General features: G+C 49.9%; 10 protein-coding genes. 8 read left to right on the top strand and 2 right to left on the bottom strand.

Annotated features, from left to right (window positions below):
• Positions 1-39: 39 nt before the first annotated feature.
• From ACN0T0_RS11770 to ACN0T0_RS11740, 7 genes are all read left to right on the top strand, one after another.
• Positions 40-1,983: an ATP-binding protein gene (locus ACN0T0_RS11770; protein ID WP_417226295.1), complete on the top strand. Its 1,944-nt coding sequence runs from the start codon at positions 40-42 to the stop codon at positions 1,981-1,983.
• Positions 1,980-3,335: a sigma-54-dependent transcriptional regulator gene (locus ACN0T0_RS11765; protein WP_417226293.1), complete on the top strand. Its 1,356-nt coding sequence runs from the start codon at positions 1,980-1,982 to the stop codon at positions 3,333-3,335. Before ACN0T0_RS11770 ends, ACN0T0_RS11765 begins: the two co-directional genes overlap by 4 nt.
• A 209-nt stretch (positions 3,336-3,544) precedes the next feature.
• Positions 3,545-4,525 (top strand): TRAP transporter substrate-binding protein, encoded by a 981-nt coding sequence (locus ACN0T0_RS11760; protein ID WP_417226291.1) that lies wholly within the window; start codon positions 3,545-3,547, stop codon positions 4,523-4,525.
• Between the two features lie 58 nt (positions 4,526-4,583).
• Entirely contained in the window at positions 4,584-5,102 is a 519-nt protein-coding gene (locus ACN0T0_RS11755) for a TRAP transporter small permease (protein WP_417226289.1), read from the top strand.
• Positions 5,102-6,406 carry a TRAP transporter large permease gene (locus ACN0T0_RS11750; protein WP_417226287.1) on the top strand — a complete coding sequence of 435 codons (1,305 nt, stop codon included), beginning with the start codon at positions 5,102-5,104 and terminating at the stop codon, positions 6,404-6,406. Before ACN0T0_RS11755 ends, ACN0T0_RS11750 begins: the two co-directional genes overlap by 1 nt.
• 317 nt (positions 6,407-6,723) lie before the next feature.
• A complete protein-coding gene (locus ACN0T0_RS11745) occupies positions 6,724-11,550 on the top strand; it encodes an NAD-glutamate dehydrogenase (protein WP_417226285.1) in 4,827 nt (1,608 codons plus the stop codon).
• 126 nt (positions 11,551-11,676) lie between these two features.
• Positions 11,677-11,904 carry a hypothetical protein gene (locus ACN0T0_RS11740; RefSeq protein ID WP_417226283.1) on the top strand — a complete coding sequence of 76 codons (228 nt, stop codon included), beginning with the start codon at positions 11,677-11,679 and terminating at the stop codon, positions 11,902-11,904.
• A 213-nt stretch (positions 11,905-12,117) separates the two neighbouring features.
• Here the strand turns inward: ACN0T0_RS11740 and ACN0T0_RS11735 are convergent, their stop codons facing one another.
• Positions 12,118-13,167: a response regulator gene (locus ACN0T0_RS11735; RefSeq protein WP_417226281.1), complete on the bottom strand. Its 1,050-nt coding sequence runs from the start codon at positions 13,165-13,167 to the stop codon at positions 12,118-12,120.
• 352 nt (positions 13,168-13,519) lie between these two features.
• On the opposite strand from ACN0T0_RS11735, the gene ACN0T0_RS11730 reads away from it, so the two are divergent.
• Entirely contained in the window at positions 13,520-14,911 is a 1,392-nt protein-coding gene (locus ACN0T0_RS11730) for a diguanylate cyclase (protein WP_417226279.1), read from the top strand.
• A 37-nt stretch (positions 14,912-14,948) separates the two neighbouring features.
• Here the strand turns inward: ACN0T0_RS11730 and ACN0T0_RS11725 are convergent, their stop codons facing one another.
• The gene (locus tag ACN0T0_RS11725; RefSeq protein WP_417226277.1) at positions 14,949-18,083 is read right to left on the bottom strand and encodes an AraC family transcriptional regulator ligand-binding domain-containing protein; all 3,135 of its coding nucleotides are present in this window, start codon (positions 18,081-18,083) and stop codon (positions 14,949-14,951) included.
• Positions 18,084-18,135: the final 52 nt, after the last annotated feature.

Raw genomic sequence — 18,135 nt, 5'->3', positions numbered from 1 at the left:
AGCTATTATTCAGTATCGTTTTATTATGGCGTCCTTTTTATGAAAAGTGGTTATAAGTTAGGTATTCGAGGACGTTTTTTCTTAGCCTTTGGTGCCTTGAGTGCGCTGACCCTGTTGGCAACGATTATTAGTTGGATCTCCTTTGACCGTTTAGGGGATGAACTGAGCCGTTTGGTTGAAGGCAATATCCAGACCCTCAGTCTGATCTCTGATTTAAAGGAGGGCGGCACCAAAATAACCCTTATGGCGCCGACCCTGCTGGCGGTAGAGGATGAAGTGAGCCGTCAACAAATCTTGGCGGATCTTGATCTCAATATCACCATGATGAAGGGCTTGTTACCGTTGATTGCTGCGGTGACGCCCGACCCGCAACGGCAAGGCTCTTTGCTGAAACAGATAACAAAGCTGCAGATGACCCTGTCAGAACTCGATCAGAATGTTGTCAATAATCTCGCCATACAGCAGCACAAAGCAAAGGAAAATCAGCGTCTTCGATGGGCAGGTGCGAGTTTCCTAGCGGATATCAAAACGGTCACTGAAAATGCGCAGCTGCACCTGTTTAGTCGTATTAATGAGAATTATCCCGATGGCTGGGCGGTAACAAACTATTTTGGTAACGCGTCGGTGCGAGAGATCAATACTGATTTGCAACGTTTGTACCGTATTGAGGCGGACGTCAATTTGCTGACTAACTTAGTTGATCGCGCTGGGCACTTGCCAGACCTTAATTCCCTGATCGCGACCCAGTTGCATTCCGCCGATATTGTTAAACGCATCCAGCAAGATTTGCAGGCCGTGAATGAACTGTATGCGCTGCAAAATCTAAAACAGTCGGTGGACAATATTGTGCGGTTGGCTCAGGGAGAGGGGAATATTTTCACCATCAGGCGTGAAGAGCGACTGACGGGGCAGGCTGGTGAACAGTTGTTGCTAGCGATCAGTCAAGAACTGGATGATTTAAATCAGCTGATTGCGGTGCAGACCGCGAATACCGAAGCCGCGGCGCAGAGCTCGGCTAATAATGTGCGAGCAACGATCAAGAAGGGGCGCGTGTGGATGCTGCTGTTGGTGGCCATGAGCTTAATGTTATCTATTTTGATTGTTTGGTTATACGTTGGCCGAAATATGGTGGCCAGAATCACCAGTTTAGATGCCAGTATGCGTTCAATTGCGAGTGGTAATCTTGATCAGCAGGTGGTTGTTAAAGGGGGCGATGAGATTGGCACAATGGCGGGCTCGCTCGTTAGCTTTAGGGATCAGCTCTCTAATCTGCAAGAAGAGTTGGTTCAGGCGGGTAAATTAGCCGCCCTTGGTCAGCTCTCGGCGGGTATTGCCCATGAGATTAATCAGCCGTTATCTGCCATTGGGCATTACTCCCACAACGGCATTCGTTTTCTTCACGCTGGCAAGCTGGAGGAGGTCGAGAAAAACCTCAATCAGATCTCTAACCTAAAGAAACGTGCGGCGATCATTATTACCCGGCTGAAGTCATTAGCTCGACCACAAAAAGAGAATCTGGTGGCGGTTGAACTGCAACAGGTGGTGGATAATGTGTTGCTGATGTTGGCAGGGGATGAGGTCAGAAAGCTAACCGATATCCACGTTACCTTTGAAGCCCAGCAAAACTGGGTCAATGCCGACCCGATCCAGTTGGAGCAGGTGGTTTTGAACTTGGTTACGAACGCTTTGGATGCCATACATGAGCAACCGGAGAAGCAGATCAATATTGATTGTCGGCATCATAATGATTGGTTAACCATCCATGTCAGTGATAATGGCCCGGGTATTAGTCGTGAGCTGCGGGAGCAGATCTTTGAGCCGTTTTTTACCACCAAACGTCGGGGGCAGAGTCTTGGGCTCGGGTTATCGATCTCCTATAACATCATTAATAGTTTTGGTGGCAAGTTGAGCGTCGATCTTGAACCCCGTCAAGGTGCCTCATTTTCTATCCAGTTACCCGAATATCGGAGAAGTAAGTCATGACCTCATCGACCTATGATGGCCAGATAATCGTTATCGATGATGAAGAGATCGTCCGTGAATCGATGATTCAGACGCTGCAGCTAGAGGGCTATAACGCCCAAGCTTTCGAAAACCCTTTGGAGGCTATCGCTGAATGTTCGTTAGGCTGGTCCGGTGTGGTGATCTGCGATGTGCGGATGGGGAGCATGGGTGGGCTTGAGGTATTGCAGAGAATAATCGACGTGGATGCCGAAATACCGGTCATCATGTTTAGTGGCCATTCGGATATCGCTATTGCGATTCAGGCCATTAGAATGGGGGCTTATGATTTTCTGGAAAAGAATGACGACCCCCAACACCATCTGAATACTGTTCAGCGTGCTTGGAAGAAACGCCAGCTGGTGTTGGAAAACCGTGCTTTACGGCAAGTGGTTGAAGGCCAGCATGAAATTCATAATCGCTTAATTGGTCAGACCGCTAGCATCACGCGGCTGCGGGAAACCGTTATACAGCTGGCTCAGGTGGATGTTGACCTGATCATCAATGGTGCGACGGGTACCGGTAAGGAGGTGGTCGCCCGCTGTTTGCATGACTTCAGCCCGCGAGCCAATAAGCCATTTGTTGCGCTTAACTGCGGTGCGCTGGCGGAAACGCTGATAGAGAGTGAGTTGTTTGGCCATGAAGCCGGCGCTTTTACCGGGGCGAATAACAAACGTATTGGTAAAATCGAGTATGCCAGCGGTGGAACCCTGTTTCTCGATGAGATTGAAAGTATGCCGGCTTCGTTGCAGGTGCGTTTAATCCGGGTGCTGCAAGAGCGAGTGCTGCAACGATTGGGAGGGAATGCGGATATTAAGGTGGATATCCGGGTGCTCGGCGCCTCGAAGGTTGACCTACGGGTGGCGGCAGATGAAGGCTCTTTTCGAGAAGATCTGTATTACCGTTTAAATGTTGCCAGTATTGATATTCCCAGCCTCGATCAGCGCAAGCAGGACATTCCCTTTTTGTTCAGTCATTTTGCCGATCTGGCATCTCAACGTTTTAATCGCGATAGTCAGCCGATACCGGAATCCCTTCTGTTAGCGCTCGCTTCGCGGACTTGGCCGGGGAATGTGCGTGAACTGCGTAATGTGGCGGAACGCTGGGTCTTGGGTCTGGGGATTGTTGATGACAATGAACCGGCCCCTATCGACAGCGATGGTCAGTTGGATGAGATGGTTGCCTGCTATGAAAAGCAGGTAATTACGGCGGCATTAAAAGCCAACAAGGGGCAAGTGGAGCTAACCGCCGATAAACTGGGTATCCCACGGAAGAAGCTCTATCTACGTATGAAGAAACACGCTATCGAGCGAAGCGACTTTATCAGCGATTGAGTCAAAAGTGACTCATTGGCTTTAAATTAGTTGAGTCAAAAGTAACTCATTAGTGTTTGTTTGGCTTGTTTTAGGTTTATCTAACTAATTGTATTTTAACTATTTATTTTATTTTTATCTGTTTGGTATAGCTGTTGCTTTAGTCAGTGTTAGTTAATGGTCGTTAATGCCACTGCTATCGCAAGCTAACCTGTACTTGGAGAATAAAAATGAAATATGTAATTAAGCGAGCCGCTGTACTCTGTGCCTCTGTCGTGATGTTGGGTTCAGCCAGTATGGCCTCAGCCGCATCTCAATGGCATATGCCAACCCCCTATGGGGATGCAAACTTGCCGACAAAGATTGCCTATCAATTTGCTGAAGAGATCAAAAATAAGACCGGGGGTGAGTTAGATATTGTAGTGCATTCCGGTGCTTCGTTGATCAAACACCCAGAAATCCCACGCGCGGTCAAAACCGGTCAGGTACAGCTTGGCGAAGTCTTTATTGGCATCATGGGTAATACCCATCCGGTGTTTAAGCACGATAATATTCCGTTTCTGGCGACCTCTTTCGATAGCGCTGAAAAACTCTGGAAAGCGGCTAAGCCTGAAGTTGAAAAGCAACTGAACAAAGAGGGCATGATGCTGCTGTATACGGTGGCATGGCCTGCTCAGAGCCTCTATACCAAAGCCCCGGTCAACTCATTAGCCGACCTTGAAGGTTCAAAAATGCGCGCCTATAGCCCGTCGACCTCGCGCTTGGCTGATCTGATGAATACTTCACCGACTACCGTTCAGGTGCCGGAAATTCCACAAGCCTTCAGTACCGGCATTATCGACGCGATGATCACCTCACCGTCTACCGGCGTGAATGGTCAAGCATGGGATTATCTTAGCCACTACACCGATATTCGTGCTTGGATTCCAAAGAACATCGTGGTGGTAAATAAGCGTGCGTTTAAACGTCTCAATAAAGATACCCAAGCGGTCATTTTAGCTGCGGCGGCGAATGCCGAAGCGAAAGGCTGGGTCGGTGTGCGGGAGAAAGCGAAAGAAGACACGAAAACCCTAGCCGACAACGGTATTGTTGTGACTGAACCTTCTGCCGAGTTAATGAGCGAGTTGAATAAGATCGGTGCAACCATGATCGAGGAGTGGCAAGCCGAAGCGCCTGAAATCGAAACTATTTTGGCTAATTTCAAACAGTAATTTTGCGACCAATAAGCCCTGTCATACTGGCAGGGCTTCCAGGCAATAGGGGAGTACTATGCGTTCTCTACTGAACAAGCTTTATCTGGCATCCGGGTATCTATCGGGAGGCTGCATTGTCCTGATTACGCTGATTATCACCGCCCAAATTGTCGCTCGGTTATTTGGCTTTATTGTGCCGTCAGCCGAGGATTTTTCAGGCTATGCACTGGCCGCCGCTACCTTCTTTGGCTTGGCCTATACCTTCCGTGAAGGGGGGCATATCCGAGTGACGTTGGTGATTCAGAACTGGCGCAAAGGGAGCCGATATTATCAGGAACTGTTAGTGCTGCTATTGGCGCTGACGCTGGTGAGTTTTATGTCTTTCTATGCGGTTCATATGGTGTGGGAATCCTACATTTTTGAAGAGGTGTCGTCCGGTTATGTATCGGTACCTATCTGGTTACCTCAGGTGCCTGTTGCGTTGGGAATCTTGATGTTGAATATCGCGATTGTGGATGATGTTATCGCCTTATTAAGGTGTCAAAACCCGTCCTACCAAGTACAGGAAAATGAACTGCAACTGGAGGATGTGTAATGGATATCACCGTGATAGGCATCACGCTTGCTGTGTTTATGTTGGTTATGCTGGCGTTGGGTTTTTGGGTCTCACTGGCGTTATTCGGGGTGGGCATCCTAGGGCTGTTTTTATCGGGCAATGATCAGATCGGCCTGTTATTTGCGACCTCTACTTGGGGCGCCAGTACCTCGTGGTCATTGACGGCACTACCGCTGTTTATTTGGATGGGCGAGATACTGTTTCGCACCCGACTGTCGGAGGATCTGTTCAAAGGTCTATCGCCTTGGTTAAGCGGTCTTCCTGGTAAGCTGCTACACGTTAATGTGCTCAGCTGTGGCATTTTTGCCGCGGTGTCTGGTTCATCGGCGGCGACAGCGGCGACCATCGGCCGCATGACGCTGCCGGAATTAAAGGCACAGGGCTATAGCGACCGTATGGCGGTCGGCACCTTGGCGGGGTCGGGCACCTTAGGGCTATTGATTCCTCCGTCGATAATTTTGATTGTTTACGGTGTGGCCGCGGAAGTTTCCATTGGTCGTTTGTTTATTGCCGGTGCGTTGCCGGGATTATTGTTGGTCACGCTATTTATGGGCTATACGGTAATTTGGGCGTTGCTGAATAAAAACGAACTGCCACCGCATGATAAAACCCATGTTTCACTGGCGGCAAAGATTAAAGCGCTGCGTTTACTGCTGCCTATTTTGTGTCTGATTGGCTTTGTACTGGGGTCAATATACGGTGGTTTTACCACCCCAACTGAAGCGGCGGCGTTAGGGGTTATTGGTGCACTCTTTTTAGCGGCTGTAACCGGTTCATTAAATGCACAAAGCTTTGGGGCGAGTTTGACTGGCGCGGTTAAGAGCTCCTGCATGATTGGGATGATTCTCGCCGGGGCGCACTTCCTCACATTGGCGATGGGTTTTCTCGGTATCCCTCGAGCTTTGGCCGAATGGATTGGGCATATGTCGTTGTCACCGGGCATGCTGTTGATCTATTTGACGGTGCTGTTTGTTGCTCTGGGTTGCTTTCTCGATGGTATCTCGGTGGTGGTGTTAACGGTGGCGGTGGTGTTGCCAATGGTTCAGCAGGCCGGTATTGATCTGCTTTGGTTTGGTATCTACATCGTGTTGGTGGTTGAAATGTCGCAAATCACCCCGCCGGTCGGTTTCAATCTGTTCGTTATTCAGGCATTAACCGGTAAGAATATTTTATATGTCGCTCGTGCGGCACTGCCGTTTTTTCTGCTGATCATGTTCGCGGTGGTATTGATCTATCTGTTCCCGCAGATCGTTACCTATTTGCCGATGTCTATGAGCCAGTGAAGCTTAGAGTCAATTAAACTTAGAGCCAGAGACGATTAACAATGCTGCGGCACTATGCTGCACCGTTGAGCTATAAAGCGGTTGTCCTCCACTATTTACATCAAGAGAGTGACAACCGGTTTTTTTATTGAGGAGGAGTCTGTGTGTTGTCAGTGGTTTATTCGCCGTGTTTCCATCTTATTAAGCCTGTTTGGCATACAAGGAGGTTTAATTGGCATGAAAGGGGGTTATTAAAAGTGCTTGTCAGCTATATTGTATTAGTATCTTCTGGGCAGCTCTCTGTCTGAACTTATATAAAATAATAAGAAGGTTTAAAAATGCCTGATCGCTCATCTGATAAATCAGTGTTGCTTACGCCGCTGAATGACTTAGTTATCGAAAAACTCCCAGCAGAGATGGCCAGTACAGCGGTCAATTTCGCTCATTACTACTACCAGACGTCGACCTATGATGAGCTCAAAGAGCGCTCATTAGATAATCTCTATGGCTCAACCATGTCCTGTTGGCAGTTCCTGCAAAGCTTTGCAGGCAGCGAGCCGAAAGTGCGGGTGTATAACCCTGATCTTGAGCAGTTTGGTTGGTGGTCACAACATACTGTGATCGAGATTGTACAACAGGATATGCCATTTTTGGTTGACTCTATACGCATGGAGTTGAACCGTCGTGGGTTGGGCATTCATACCGTTCATAACGCGGTGCTTCACGTTGAGCGAGATGAGGGCAAATTGGTCAGCATTGTTGATGCTGATCATGAAGCGGCCCAGGCGGAATCGATTATCTATTTGGAAATTGACCGCACCAGCGATCCGGTTGAATTAAAAGCGATACTCACATCATTGTTGTTGGTACTCGAGAATGTCCGTATTGCGGTTGCTGATTACGACTTGATGCAGACACAGGCTCAGACTTTGCTTGATGAGTTATCCCAAGCATCGGCCCAGCCCGATGATGTCGAAGCTCAGGCATTTTTAAGTTGGATGCTCGATAATCATTTTACCTTTCTCGGTTACGATGAGCTGAGTGTCGAAGGTGAACGTGTGCGTCGTTGCGAAGGCAGCGAGTTAGGCACCTTAAAATTACATAAACATGCCGGCCAGGGGCATTCGAGCCTGCTGGATGATTTACGTGATGATGAACGGGATTTTCTCTTAGAGCCTAGCCGGCTAATGTTTGCGAAAGATTATCATTATTCTCTAGTGCACCGACCGGCCTATATGGACCGAGTGGTCATTAAGCGTTTTGATGCGCAGGGGAATGTCATTGCTAAGTGCCGTTTCCATGGGTTGTATACTTCATCAGTGTATTCCGAACCGATGCTGATGATCCCGGTGATCCGCCGTAAAGCGGAAGCGGTGTTGAAACGTGCGGGTTTTGAGCGTCGTAGTCATAATGGCAAAGAGCTTCTGCAAATCATGAGTGATTTGCCCCGTGATGAGCTGTTTCTCTCCAGTGAGCAAGACCTGCTTGATACGGCGATGGGTATTTTCAGCTTACACGATCGCCGCAAAGTAAAACTGTTGGTGCGTAAAGACCGCTGTCATCAATTTATTACTTTTCTCTACTATGTCCCGCGAGATATTTTTTCCACGGCGTTGCGGCTGCAGGTTCAGGACCTGCTGGTAAAGGCTTGTCATGCGGATGAGGCTGAATTTACCACCACCTTCAGTGAGTCTATTCTGGCACGGGTGCAATATGTTCTGCGTATCGATCCAGAGACGGCTGACGCTCTTGATCTGTCTCAGTTGGAAGCGGATGTGATTAATATTTCCCGTGACTGGCGCGATGAACTGCATTCAGCACTGACGGGACTCTGTGGCGAAGAGCGGGGCAATCGACTGCATAACTATTATGGTCATGCCTTTACCAGCGCTTACCGAGAGCACTTCCCGGTTTTGAGTGCGGTATACGATATTCAACGTATCGAAGCCTTGAGTGATACTAACCCGGTGACCATGAGCTTTTACCGAGTGCTGGAGCAGAGCCAAGATGTTTTGCGTTTTAAATTGTTCCACGCAGATGAGCCGTTGGTACTGTCGGATGTGATCCCGGTGCTGGAAAATCTCGGCATGCGGGTGATCGGTGAGCATCCTTATGCGGTGAGCCGTAGTGATGGCAAGCAGTTCTGGATGCATGATTTCACCCTGATTAGTCAGGGGGCTGAACCGGTTGTGCTGGAAGAGGTGAAAGATGTTTTCCATGAGGCCTTCGCTAATATTTGGAGCGGTTGTGCCGAAAATGATGAGTTTAACCATCTGGTCATCGGCGCTAACCTGAATTGGCGAGAAGTGGCGATGCTGCGAGCTTATGCTCGTTATAATAAGCAGATTCGGTTCGGCTTCTCACAATCCTATATCGCCGGTACACTGGCACGACATATCCATGTGACTAAGTTGCTGGTGACTCTGTTTCGGGCGCGTTTTGATCCGAGCCGTTGGGGCAATCCTAAAGCTGAGGCGCTGGTGGAGCGTATTAGCAACAGTATTCTCGAAGCTCTAGAGAAGGTGGACAATCTCAATGAAGATCAGATCCTGCGACGCTTTCTTGAGTTAATCAAAGCCACCCTGCGTACGAGCTATTTTCAGCGTGATTCCGCCGGTGAGTTGAAGGACTACTTTGCCTTTAAACTCAACCCTCGGGCGATCGCTGGTATTCCTCAGCCTCGTCCCATGTTTGAAGTGTTCGTCTATTCGGCGCGGGTTGAAGGGGTGCATTTACGCGGCGGTAAAGTTGCCCGTGGCGGTCTACGTTGGTCGGATCGATTAGAAGATTATCGTACCGAGGTGCTGGGGCTGGTTAAAGCGCAGCAAGTGAAAAACTCGGTGATTGTGCCGGTCGGTGCGAAAGGCGGCTTTGTCGCGAAAAAGTTACCCACAACCGGTGGCCGTGAAGCTTTTCAGGCGGAAGGTATCGCCAGTTATCAGATCTTTATCTCGGCGTTGCTGGATATCACCGATAATTTGGTGGGCGGCGAAGTGGTTCCGCCCATTGAAGTGGTACGACATGATGAAGATGATCCCTATTTTGTAGTGGCGGCCGATAAAGGCACCGCGACTTTCTCTGATATTGCTAATGCTATCGCCGAAGAACGCGGTTTTTGGTTAGGCGATGCTTTTGCGTCCGGTGGCTCACAGGGCTATGACCATAAAGGTATGGGCATCACGGCACGGGGCGCATGGGAGTCGGTTAAACTGCACTTCCGTGAACTCGGCAAAGATATTCAATCGGAAGACTTTACGGTGGTTGCGATTGGCGATATGGCCGGAGATGTTTTCGGTAATGGGATGCTGCTGTCCGAACATATTCAGCTCTGTGCGGCCTTTAACCATCTGCATATTTTCATCGATCCGACCCCGGATGCCGCCAGCAGCTTTATTGAGCGTAAGCGTCTATTTGAGCTGCCACGTTCTAGCTGGGAAGACTATAACAAAGAGCTAATCTCCGCCGGCGGTGGAATCTTCTCCCGTGGGGCTAAGTGGTTGGATATCAGCCCGCAGATGCAAGCCCGTTTTGATATTCAGGAGAGCCGCTTATCACCTAATGACCTGCTTACCGCGCTGTTGAAAGCACCGGTTGATCTGATTTGGAATGGTGGGATTGGCACCTATGTGAAAGCCTCCCATGAGAGTCATGCCGAGGTGGGTGATAAGGCCAATGATGGCCTGCGTATCAATGGCAATCAGCTGCGTTGTCGGGTGCTAGGGGAAGGCGGTAACCTTGGTTTTACTCAATTAGGTCGGATAGAGTTCTGTGCTAATGGCGGTAAATCCAATACCGACTTTATTGATAATGCCGGTGGTGTGGATTGTTCCGACCATGAGGTAAACATCAAGATACTGCTGAATGAGGTGGTTGCTAACGGTGATATGACCGTCAAGCAGCGTAACGCCTTGCTGCGTGAGATGACCGATGAAGTCGGTGATCTGGTGTTGCAGAATAACTATAAGCAGGCACAGGCGATCAGTATCGGCCATAGCCATGCGCGTCGTTCGATGGATGAATACATTCGTTTGATCCATCGTCTCGAGGCCTCGGGTAAGCTGGATCGAGAACTCGAGTTCATGCCTTCCGATGAGCTACTGCAGCACCGTAAACAAGCCCAAGAGGGATTAACCCGACCAGAACTCTCGGTGTTGATCTCCTATGTGAAAGCGGAGCTGAAAGAGGCGTTGAGCGAATCCTGGATTACCGAGGATAGCTACTTGAGTCGTGAGGCGGTCTCGGCCTTCCCGCAACGGCTGGTGAATGAGTTTGGCCTTGAGATCTCGCAGCACCGACTGCGTTCTGAAATTATCGCCACCCAAATTGCCAATGGCATGATCAATAGCATGGGGATCACCTTTGCGGATCGGCTCTGTCAAATTAGCGGTGCTGGTTTTGGTGATGTCGCGGCGGCCTTTGTGATCGCCCGAGATGTGTTTAATATCGATGCCCTGTGGCACCAGATTGAATCCTTGGATAACCAAGTGGATTCGGCGCTACAACAGCAGATGATGGCGGATGTTATTCGTTTAATACGGCGTGCCACCCAGTGGTTCCTGCGCTATCAACGGCCTTTGGATGTCACCGGTGCGGTGGATAAGTTTAGTGAGGGTGTCGCGACGCTGAGCGGTCAGCTATCGCAGTTGCTCAAAGGTGAACCGCTTAACCTCTGGCAGCACAAGCATGATCAACTCACGGGCGCAGGTGTGCCTGGCGATCTGGCGGCGATTGTTGCCGGTGCCGACAGCCTCTACGCGTTACTCAGTGTTATTCGGTCAGCCGAACAGACTGGTAAATCACCACAGCAGGTTGCACAGATTCACTTTGATCTGGGTGAGCGGCTGCAGTTGCAATGGTTTGATGAGCAAGTGAAAGAGCTTGCGGCGAGTAACCATTGGGAGTCGATGGCACGGGATGGCTTCCGTGAAGATCTGACCAGCCATCAGCAAGCGATTACAGTCAGTGTGTTGATGGCCGCCGATGGGACGGCATCCGACGCTGAGTTAGATGGTGATGCGCTAGTTGAACGTTGGCTGAGCAGTAATGATCGTCTGTTAGATCGGTGGCAGTCGCTGCTGAACGAAGTGCGAGGTAGTGCACAGCAGGATTTCGCGATTATTACCGTGGCAATCCGTGAACTGTTAGAGCTGGCTCAGGCGCAGTAATACTAAATGGGCAGGGGGCTACTGTTAGCCCTCTGCTACTATTAAGTATGAAATATGAGTAAAACTGAGTTAATACCCACAGGCTTGGCAACAAGCGAATAATATTAATAATAAACGTGCAGAATTATGAAAAATGCTAACGCGCTTTTAGCGATAAACACGCTGCAATACGCACTTAATATCAAACAGATGGCCGCCGATAGCTGGTGGGTTTATCGTCATGAAATTAGTGGTAACGGCACACTCAAACCGATGTCTCGGGTGGTCTTCTTTGGTCGCACCCGAGATGATGTTGAGCGCTGGGTCGATACCCAACGACAAGAAGCAACGGTGTATATGTTGTCTGACAACTAGCCTGTCGTTGCCGATATTTTTGCCGATCAACCTCGGTTGCCTGAGGGGCCATCGGTACAGGAGCACTAGGAGGGCGGGGTCTGTTTAAGGCCCAGTCTTCCGCCATCTAAGGTCGGTCACTGAAGGCCGTCGGTTAGCGTTTGCTATGCGATTGAGAATATCGTCTGACGCTTTTGGCGTACTTAATCTTCGGCCTACTCAATCGTTGACGCACTAAAGCAACGTTACTTGGCAGTTAATGGTACCGCGCTCATCTGGCTCGCTTAAGCGTCCCTGCAGTTGCTGACACAAGCGTTGCAGGTGGTTTTGCAAACATTGTGACCAGTGGCTCGATGGAAACACGGGCTGACCATCGTTTAAGCTGACGCTGATGAGTAGTTGCCCTTGCCGCGCGGCTGGTTGCAGGCTGAGTTTCAGGTCGGCCCCGTTGGCTTGCAGAATCGCCAGTTCAATCGCGCTAATGAGTATCTGCCTTATAAGGATAGGATCACAGTGAATCTCTGCGGCTAGCGCGGTATCGAGTTTGTAATCTAATAGCCAGCCATCTTGGCGACTTTGGGGTAAAAAAGTATGCAGTATCTCATCCATCAACGGTGCTAAGGCTACTGTGTCGGCTTGAGTGACTGATGTGCCGGGGTTGAGCATGGTGATGCTATTATCCAGCCGCTGATGATGGGCATGCAGGCCCACGGCTAAATCATTAGCCACCGGGTTGAGATCCATCTGCTGTAATCGTTGGCTCTGTTTGAGTAGTGGCCGCACCTGTTGATTTAACTGTTGTGATATTGTTGCAAGACGTTGCTCATCGGGGGCGCTAGAAAGATTGTCTTGGGTGGCTTGAGTGCGGGCATTCTTGATATCACGAAACGATCTCAGCGCCACAACCACTGAGGTCAACAGACGGGAGGCTGACAGCTCTGCTTTGCTTAAATAATCGTTGATATCATAATTGACGATGACCTGTGATTCGGGGGCATAACCGGGGTGTCCGGTCCGTAGGATGACCCGGATATCCTGATTATTGAGCTGGTTGCGGATATATTCGACCAGTTGTAATCCTTCGTCATCGTTCTCCATCACAACATCGAGTAGTGCTAGGGCAATATCCGGGTGCGCGGCTAATTGTGTGCGCGCTTCGTAACCACTCTTGGCGCTGATCAATTCAATTGGCCGTTGCTCAAATACATACCCGCGGAAAATCATGCGGGTAATGCCGTGAATACCTTCTTCGTCGTCAACGACCAATACTTTCCATGGAGTCATAAATTACTACATATTAGTGCTTTGCGTGAACGGCTATTTTGCCAGTAAAGGTGAGTAATGTGCTAGAAAAAGCAGCCAGTTTCCGCTAAACAGACGGTTAAGTTTATCTCGCTTCTATTTGAGCGCGTCATTGTATACCACTCTTTCGGCTTTTCTCGCGGCAGTATTGTGACAGTGGCTGCTTTTGAGCCTGATCACAAGTCACCATAACGGTTATAGCGCAGCGTGGGTTAATAGCTAATGCTATGTCATACTATATCTACCTATTCTGGCGAGTCGTACTTAACAACGAGATCGCTGATTAAGTGCCAGCTAATCAACTTATTCAATTGTTATGCCAATGGAAGCTCCAATGAGTGAACCGCGCAGCTTAATGAATTCACCCGATGAAGACTATCAACTGACTCATTCGTTGCCTTCTCGCTCGGTGATACCGCTGATTCTATCTCTGTTTGGTATCAGCCTCGTATCGATTATCGGCTTGGTGATTATGACCTTCGTTAGTATGGAAGGGCTGACGGAGGATAACTTTAAACTGCGCGTCAATACAGCCTTTGATATCGAAGCGATGCGTCAGCAAACGGTGTTGCAGGAATATTCTTTTTGGGACGAAGCGCATCAAAAGCTGATCGTTGAACGTGATGAGGATTGGGCGGAGGATCATATAGGCGAATACCTACAGGATAATTACGGCATCGATCTGGTCTGGGTGTTCACCGCCGATATGAAAACCGTCTTGACCTTTAAGGATGGCGAGCGGGTGACGATCAGCGCTTCTGAACTGCAACATAGCGATTTGCAAACCCTGGTACAGGCTGCGATTGATAACGATATGCCACATATTACGAGTGGTTATCGCGAGTTTTTTGGCTCACCCTATCTCGTTAGTATTGGTATGTTTCTGGATGAGTCTGACGATCAAAAAAGAGGTGATGATGCTTTTATGTTGTTCGCAGATCGCCTTGATAGGGAAAAAATTCAGAATGTCGGCGATGTCTATCTGTTGCCTGGTTTACGTCTATCCACGGAACCCAGTAGTGAGAATGCTGGCTCTCTTGAGGTGTCTTTATATAATTCAAAAGGGAGGGCGCTAGCGAGTTTAAACTGGGATGAGGCCTCTCCCAGCGAGAAGTATTTTGTTCAATTGCTACTCCCGGTCGTACTGATTTTTATCGTGATGTCTTGGCTCACATGGCGGTTGCTTGCGCGTGAATATGCCAATCGTCAACTTTATTCATCCCATTTGATTGAGTTAGCGACGAAAGACTTTTTAACCAATATTAGTAATCGTCGGGAGTTTTATCTTCGGGCTAACCATGAGATCAATCGTAGTCACCGTGAGCAGGCACCTTTAGCACTACTCATGATGGATCTTGACCACTTTAAGAAAATCAATGACTCCTTAGGGCACAGCGCCGGTGATGATGTGCTCGCAGAGTTTGCCGGGCTAGTGCAGGAGAATATCAGAGAGTTTGATATCTTCGGGCGTGTTGGCGGGGAGGAGTTTGCCGTGCTGCTGGTGGCTGCTGATCTGGCACAAGCAGAGGAAACGGCGGAGCGAATTCGGCGCGTTATCAGTGAGCATGCATTCCCCAGTTTGTTGGGCAGCTTCCTTCAATGTACCGTGAGCATCGGTGTTGCTGTTTGGGATGGCGAAGAAGCACTGGATCGTTTGATGGTTCGCAGTGATGAAGCGCTTTACGCCGCCAAGGATCAGGGGCGCAATCGAGTCAGTGTTGCTTGAATTAAACCGTATGGTGATGCAAGGCTGATTCAAAGGCTTAGTGCTTAAGCTGATTTAACTGTTCAACTTTTGCCTGAGCGCCCCATTGTGCATAAATATCCCGGCTTTTATCGCGACAGAACTGTGCCAATCGCTGCTGTTGTTGCGTCTGTAAAAACGCCCCGTAGCGCTCATAGCACAGCGCTGAATGATAATTCACGCCGTGCTGTTCTGCACAGGTGATCGCCTGCTCAAATAATGGATAAGGGTCTTGATCTAGCAGGCGGGCTTTTTCGGCTTGTAGTAATAAGCGTTGGGTATTGAAATTTTCGGGACAGTGGGTGGCCCACAGCTCGAAGCGAGACTCGATCTGCTCAACTTCAATCCGTCGGCGGGGCAGCAGTGCTTGTTGTTGCTGGGCCAGCATTAGTCGCATCATCGCGGTGCAAAATAGGGCTTCACTGACACAGAAATAACCGGGCAGATCATTTTCCAGTCGAGCTTCCCAAGCGTATAAATCAGGCCATAGGTGCTGTTGATTGAGCAAGAAGGCGGCCATAATCGAGCTGAAGCCTTGCCACCCGTGTTGATAGTCGAGCTGTTGCGGCAGTGGCTTTTGACCACTGAGTTGCTCCATTAGCAGTAATGATGATGCCTGTAAGCGGGCCGCTTGATGGGACTGCTGCTGTGTTAGCATCTGTTGATAATGCTGACGACAGAGGCTTAGCTGCTCAGTTAAAGAGCGGCTGGTTAGAATCGATAGTTGATGTTGTAGTAGCCGAGATTCACTCTGCACCAGCCAATGGCCGTGTTTTTCGGCTAAGGAATCGATCTGTTGCAGCGGCTCCTTGGTCTGACGAAGGGGGGTAAACCAGTGCTGTACCTGACTGGATTGTATGAGCGCCGCATGGGTGGCGATATCGGTGTCGGGCTCGGTGTTCGAAGGTAAGGCTGTGGTGGCGATTAAACCACCAAACTCATGCGCCAGTTGCATCCCTTGCACCGAGAACATCTGCGCCAGTCGAACATCGGCGCAGAACCAACTGGCCACCCAGGCGTAACTAACAAAGGCAAATGCCGTCAGGTGGCTACGACCCTGTTGCAAGCTTAGTGCGGTCATCAGGCCAATGGCGCAGGCGGCCAACAAAGGCTGGCCCTGTCGACGGGCGATGAGGCTGATTTTTTCTAGCAATTGTAGCTGCAGTTGATCTGTTTCGTCGGTTAGCGGTGTTAGTGGCGGTATGAGTCGCTCACCTATTAATTCGCTGATCGCTTGGTGTTGTGATAATAGCAGTAACAGCTGTTCATTTTCGTTGTCGGGTAGAGGTGTGTCAGTCAGTTGCTTGAGGCTTTCCTGCAGATGGTTTAACGCCTGTGCATACTGATCACGGTGCAGACAGATCTCGGCGCTCATCAAGGCTGATTTGATCCGCGCCACCGGTTGAACTTTATCATTCGGCAGTTGTTGCAGGCATTGATTTGCAAGCACGACTTCGCCGGCCAATAGGTGCAGTTTGGCCCGTTGTAGCAGTAGTTGGTGCTTCTTCTTGTATTGATCCCCACGGAGTAGGCGATAGGCGTTAGACAGATAACGGCTGGCGCTGCCAAACTGCTGTTCATACTGGGCGAGGGTGGCGGCGCGGATATTGAGTCGGCGCAGTTGTTTTTTCTGCTTGGGGTTCGTCTGCTGATATGCCCGGTTGAGATGCAGTAATGCGGGTGTAATCTGCTCTAGGGTAAAGTCAGCGGGGATACGCGCCAATAGTGTGCTGCCGCACTGGTGGTGCAGTTGGCATTTTTCTGCTTCATTGAGCCGCTGATAGATGGCGCTGCGAATCTCTGGGTGGCTAAAGCGACAGGGGCTCTGCCCATCCGGCGAACCTAGATCGCGGTGTGGATGCGGACGGTCAGCGGTGCTGGCGGAGCCTAAATCAATTAAACCGAGTTGTTCCGCAGGCCATAGATGGATCGCTAACCGCGCCACCTGATGCTGGGTCATCTGTTCTAGCTCGGTGAGGTTAAACTGTTCGCCGAGCAGTGCCGCCCATTCCAGTAGTTCCAGCGTAAAGCGGCTGAGTTGGTCGATCCGCTGCTCAATGCGTTTACTTCGCAGCCGATGGTTACTCTCTTCAAGCCATTTGGTTTGGCTATTAGCCGAGGTTGTTAGTGAGGAGGTTTCGATGACCGCCAAGGGTTTAATCTGCTGCCGGTAATGACTAGGGGCGACGCCCATCCAACGTTTAAAGGCTTTCTGAAAGGCCGATTGATTGGAAAAACCTAATTGAAAGGTGATCTCCCCAAAACTTAAACGGCCCTGCTGAATTAGCTGTAGACAGACTTCACGGCGAGTTTGATCATAAATATCTTGAAAGTTTGTGCCCAACTGCCCGAGTTTTCGCTGCAGCGTGCGTAAGCTGAGGCCGACCGCCTCGGCGATCTGTTCGCGCCTGACACAGCCTTGCCCCTCCGCCAGTTGGCGGCGGATCAGGTTGCGGGTCTGCGCGGTCAGGGCACTTTGCTGGGCTGATTTACTCAAGAGTGAATCGGCGAACTCCCGGTGTAACTGGTGCATTTCGGGGTTGGCGTCTAGGCAACCTAAGGCGAGGTAATCACTGGCAAATAAGAGCTGGTTACGGGGGGCATCAAAACGCACCTCGGCCGCAAAAAACTGTTGATAGGGCAGTGGGTTTTCCGGTTCGGGGAAGGCCAGTTGCACCAGTCTTACCGGGACCTGATGACCGGTTAAGCGACGCGGCCAATTGATCATGCAAGCCAGTAGATATTCAACCGGTGGCAGTTCTGGGTCATTCAGTTCGAGGGAGAGCAGGGTGCCATCAACGGTTTGTTCCATCTGAATCAGTGCGCCCTCAAGCAGCACCGGAAGGTAGTCGGTTAGGGCTTGGTAAGCTTTGCCCAAGGTTTCAGCGGATGACATGAGAAAGCCAATGGAGCCGAGCATTCGCGGTTGGGTCGCTTCGCCTAAATTTAGGGCGATACGAGGGTTATCGGTCGCCTGTGCGAGGGCCTGTAATATTTGGCCATAGGCTGAGGTTGGAAAGCGCGCATCTGGCTTGGCTAATTCCGCCGATGTGAGTGCGGCGATATCGAGTATCTGTGCTTGATCCAGCCTAAAATGTTGGATGAGCTGCAGTACGGGTTCTAAAAGTTTAGCAGAGGCAGTGGTTACGGACATTCGCGTAGATCTGGCATGGCTGGACGTATTTTGACGGTACTGTTAGGCGATA

It is taken from the genome of Amphritea sp., from assembly GCF_048266285.1.
GTDB lineage: Bacteria > Pseudomonadota > Gammaproteobacteria > Pseudomonadales > Balneatricaceae > Amphritea.
Note: the sequence above shows the minus strand (reverse complement) of the source record. Positions and strands in the feature narration are given on the sequence as shown.

Coding starts and splice junctions, on each gene's coding strand:
- ACN0T0_RS11770 (WP_417226295.1), top strand. CDS start 40: ATGAAAAGTGGTTATAAGTTAGGTATTCGAGGACGTTTTTTCTTAGCC.
- ACN0T0_RS11765 (WP_417226293.1), top strand. CDS start 1,980: ATGACCTCATCGACCTATGATGGCCAGATAATCGTTATCGATGATGAA.
- ACN0T0_RS11760 (WP_417226291.1), top strand. CDS start 3,545: ATGAAATATGTAATTAAGCGAGCCGCTGTACTCTGTGCCTCTGTCGTG.
- ACN0T0_RS11755 (WP_417226289.1), top strand. CDS start 4,584: ATGCGTTCTCTACTGAACAAGCTTTATCTGGCATCCGGGTATCTATCG.
- ACN0T0_RS11750 (WP_417226287.1), top strand. CDS start 5,102: ATGGATATCACCGTGATAGGCATCACGCTTGCTGTGTTTATGTTGGTT.
- ACN0T0_RS11745 (WP_417226285.1), top strand. CDS start 6,724: ATGCCTGATCGCTCATCTGATAAATCAGTGTTGCTTACGCCGCTGAAT.
- ACN0T0_RS11740 (WP_417226283.1), top strand. CDS start 11,677: ATGAAAAATGCTAACGCGCTTTTAGCGATAAACACGCTGCAATACGCA.
- ACN0T0_RS11735 (WP_417226281.1), bottom strand. CDS start 13,167: ATGACTCCATGGAAAGTATTGGTCGTTGACGACGAAGAAGGTATTCAC.
- ACN0T0_RS11730 (WP_417226279.1), top strand. CDS start 13,520: ATGAGTGAACCGCGCAGCTTAATGAATTCACCCGATGAAGACTATCAA.
- ACN0T0_RS11725 (WP_417226277.1), bottom strand. CDS start 18,083: ATGTCCGTAACCACTGCCTCTGCTAAACTTTTAGAACCCGTACTGCAG.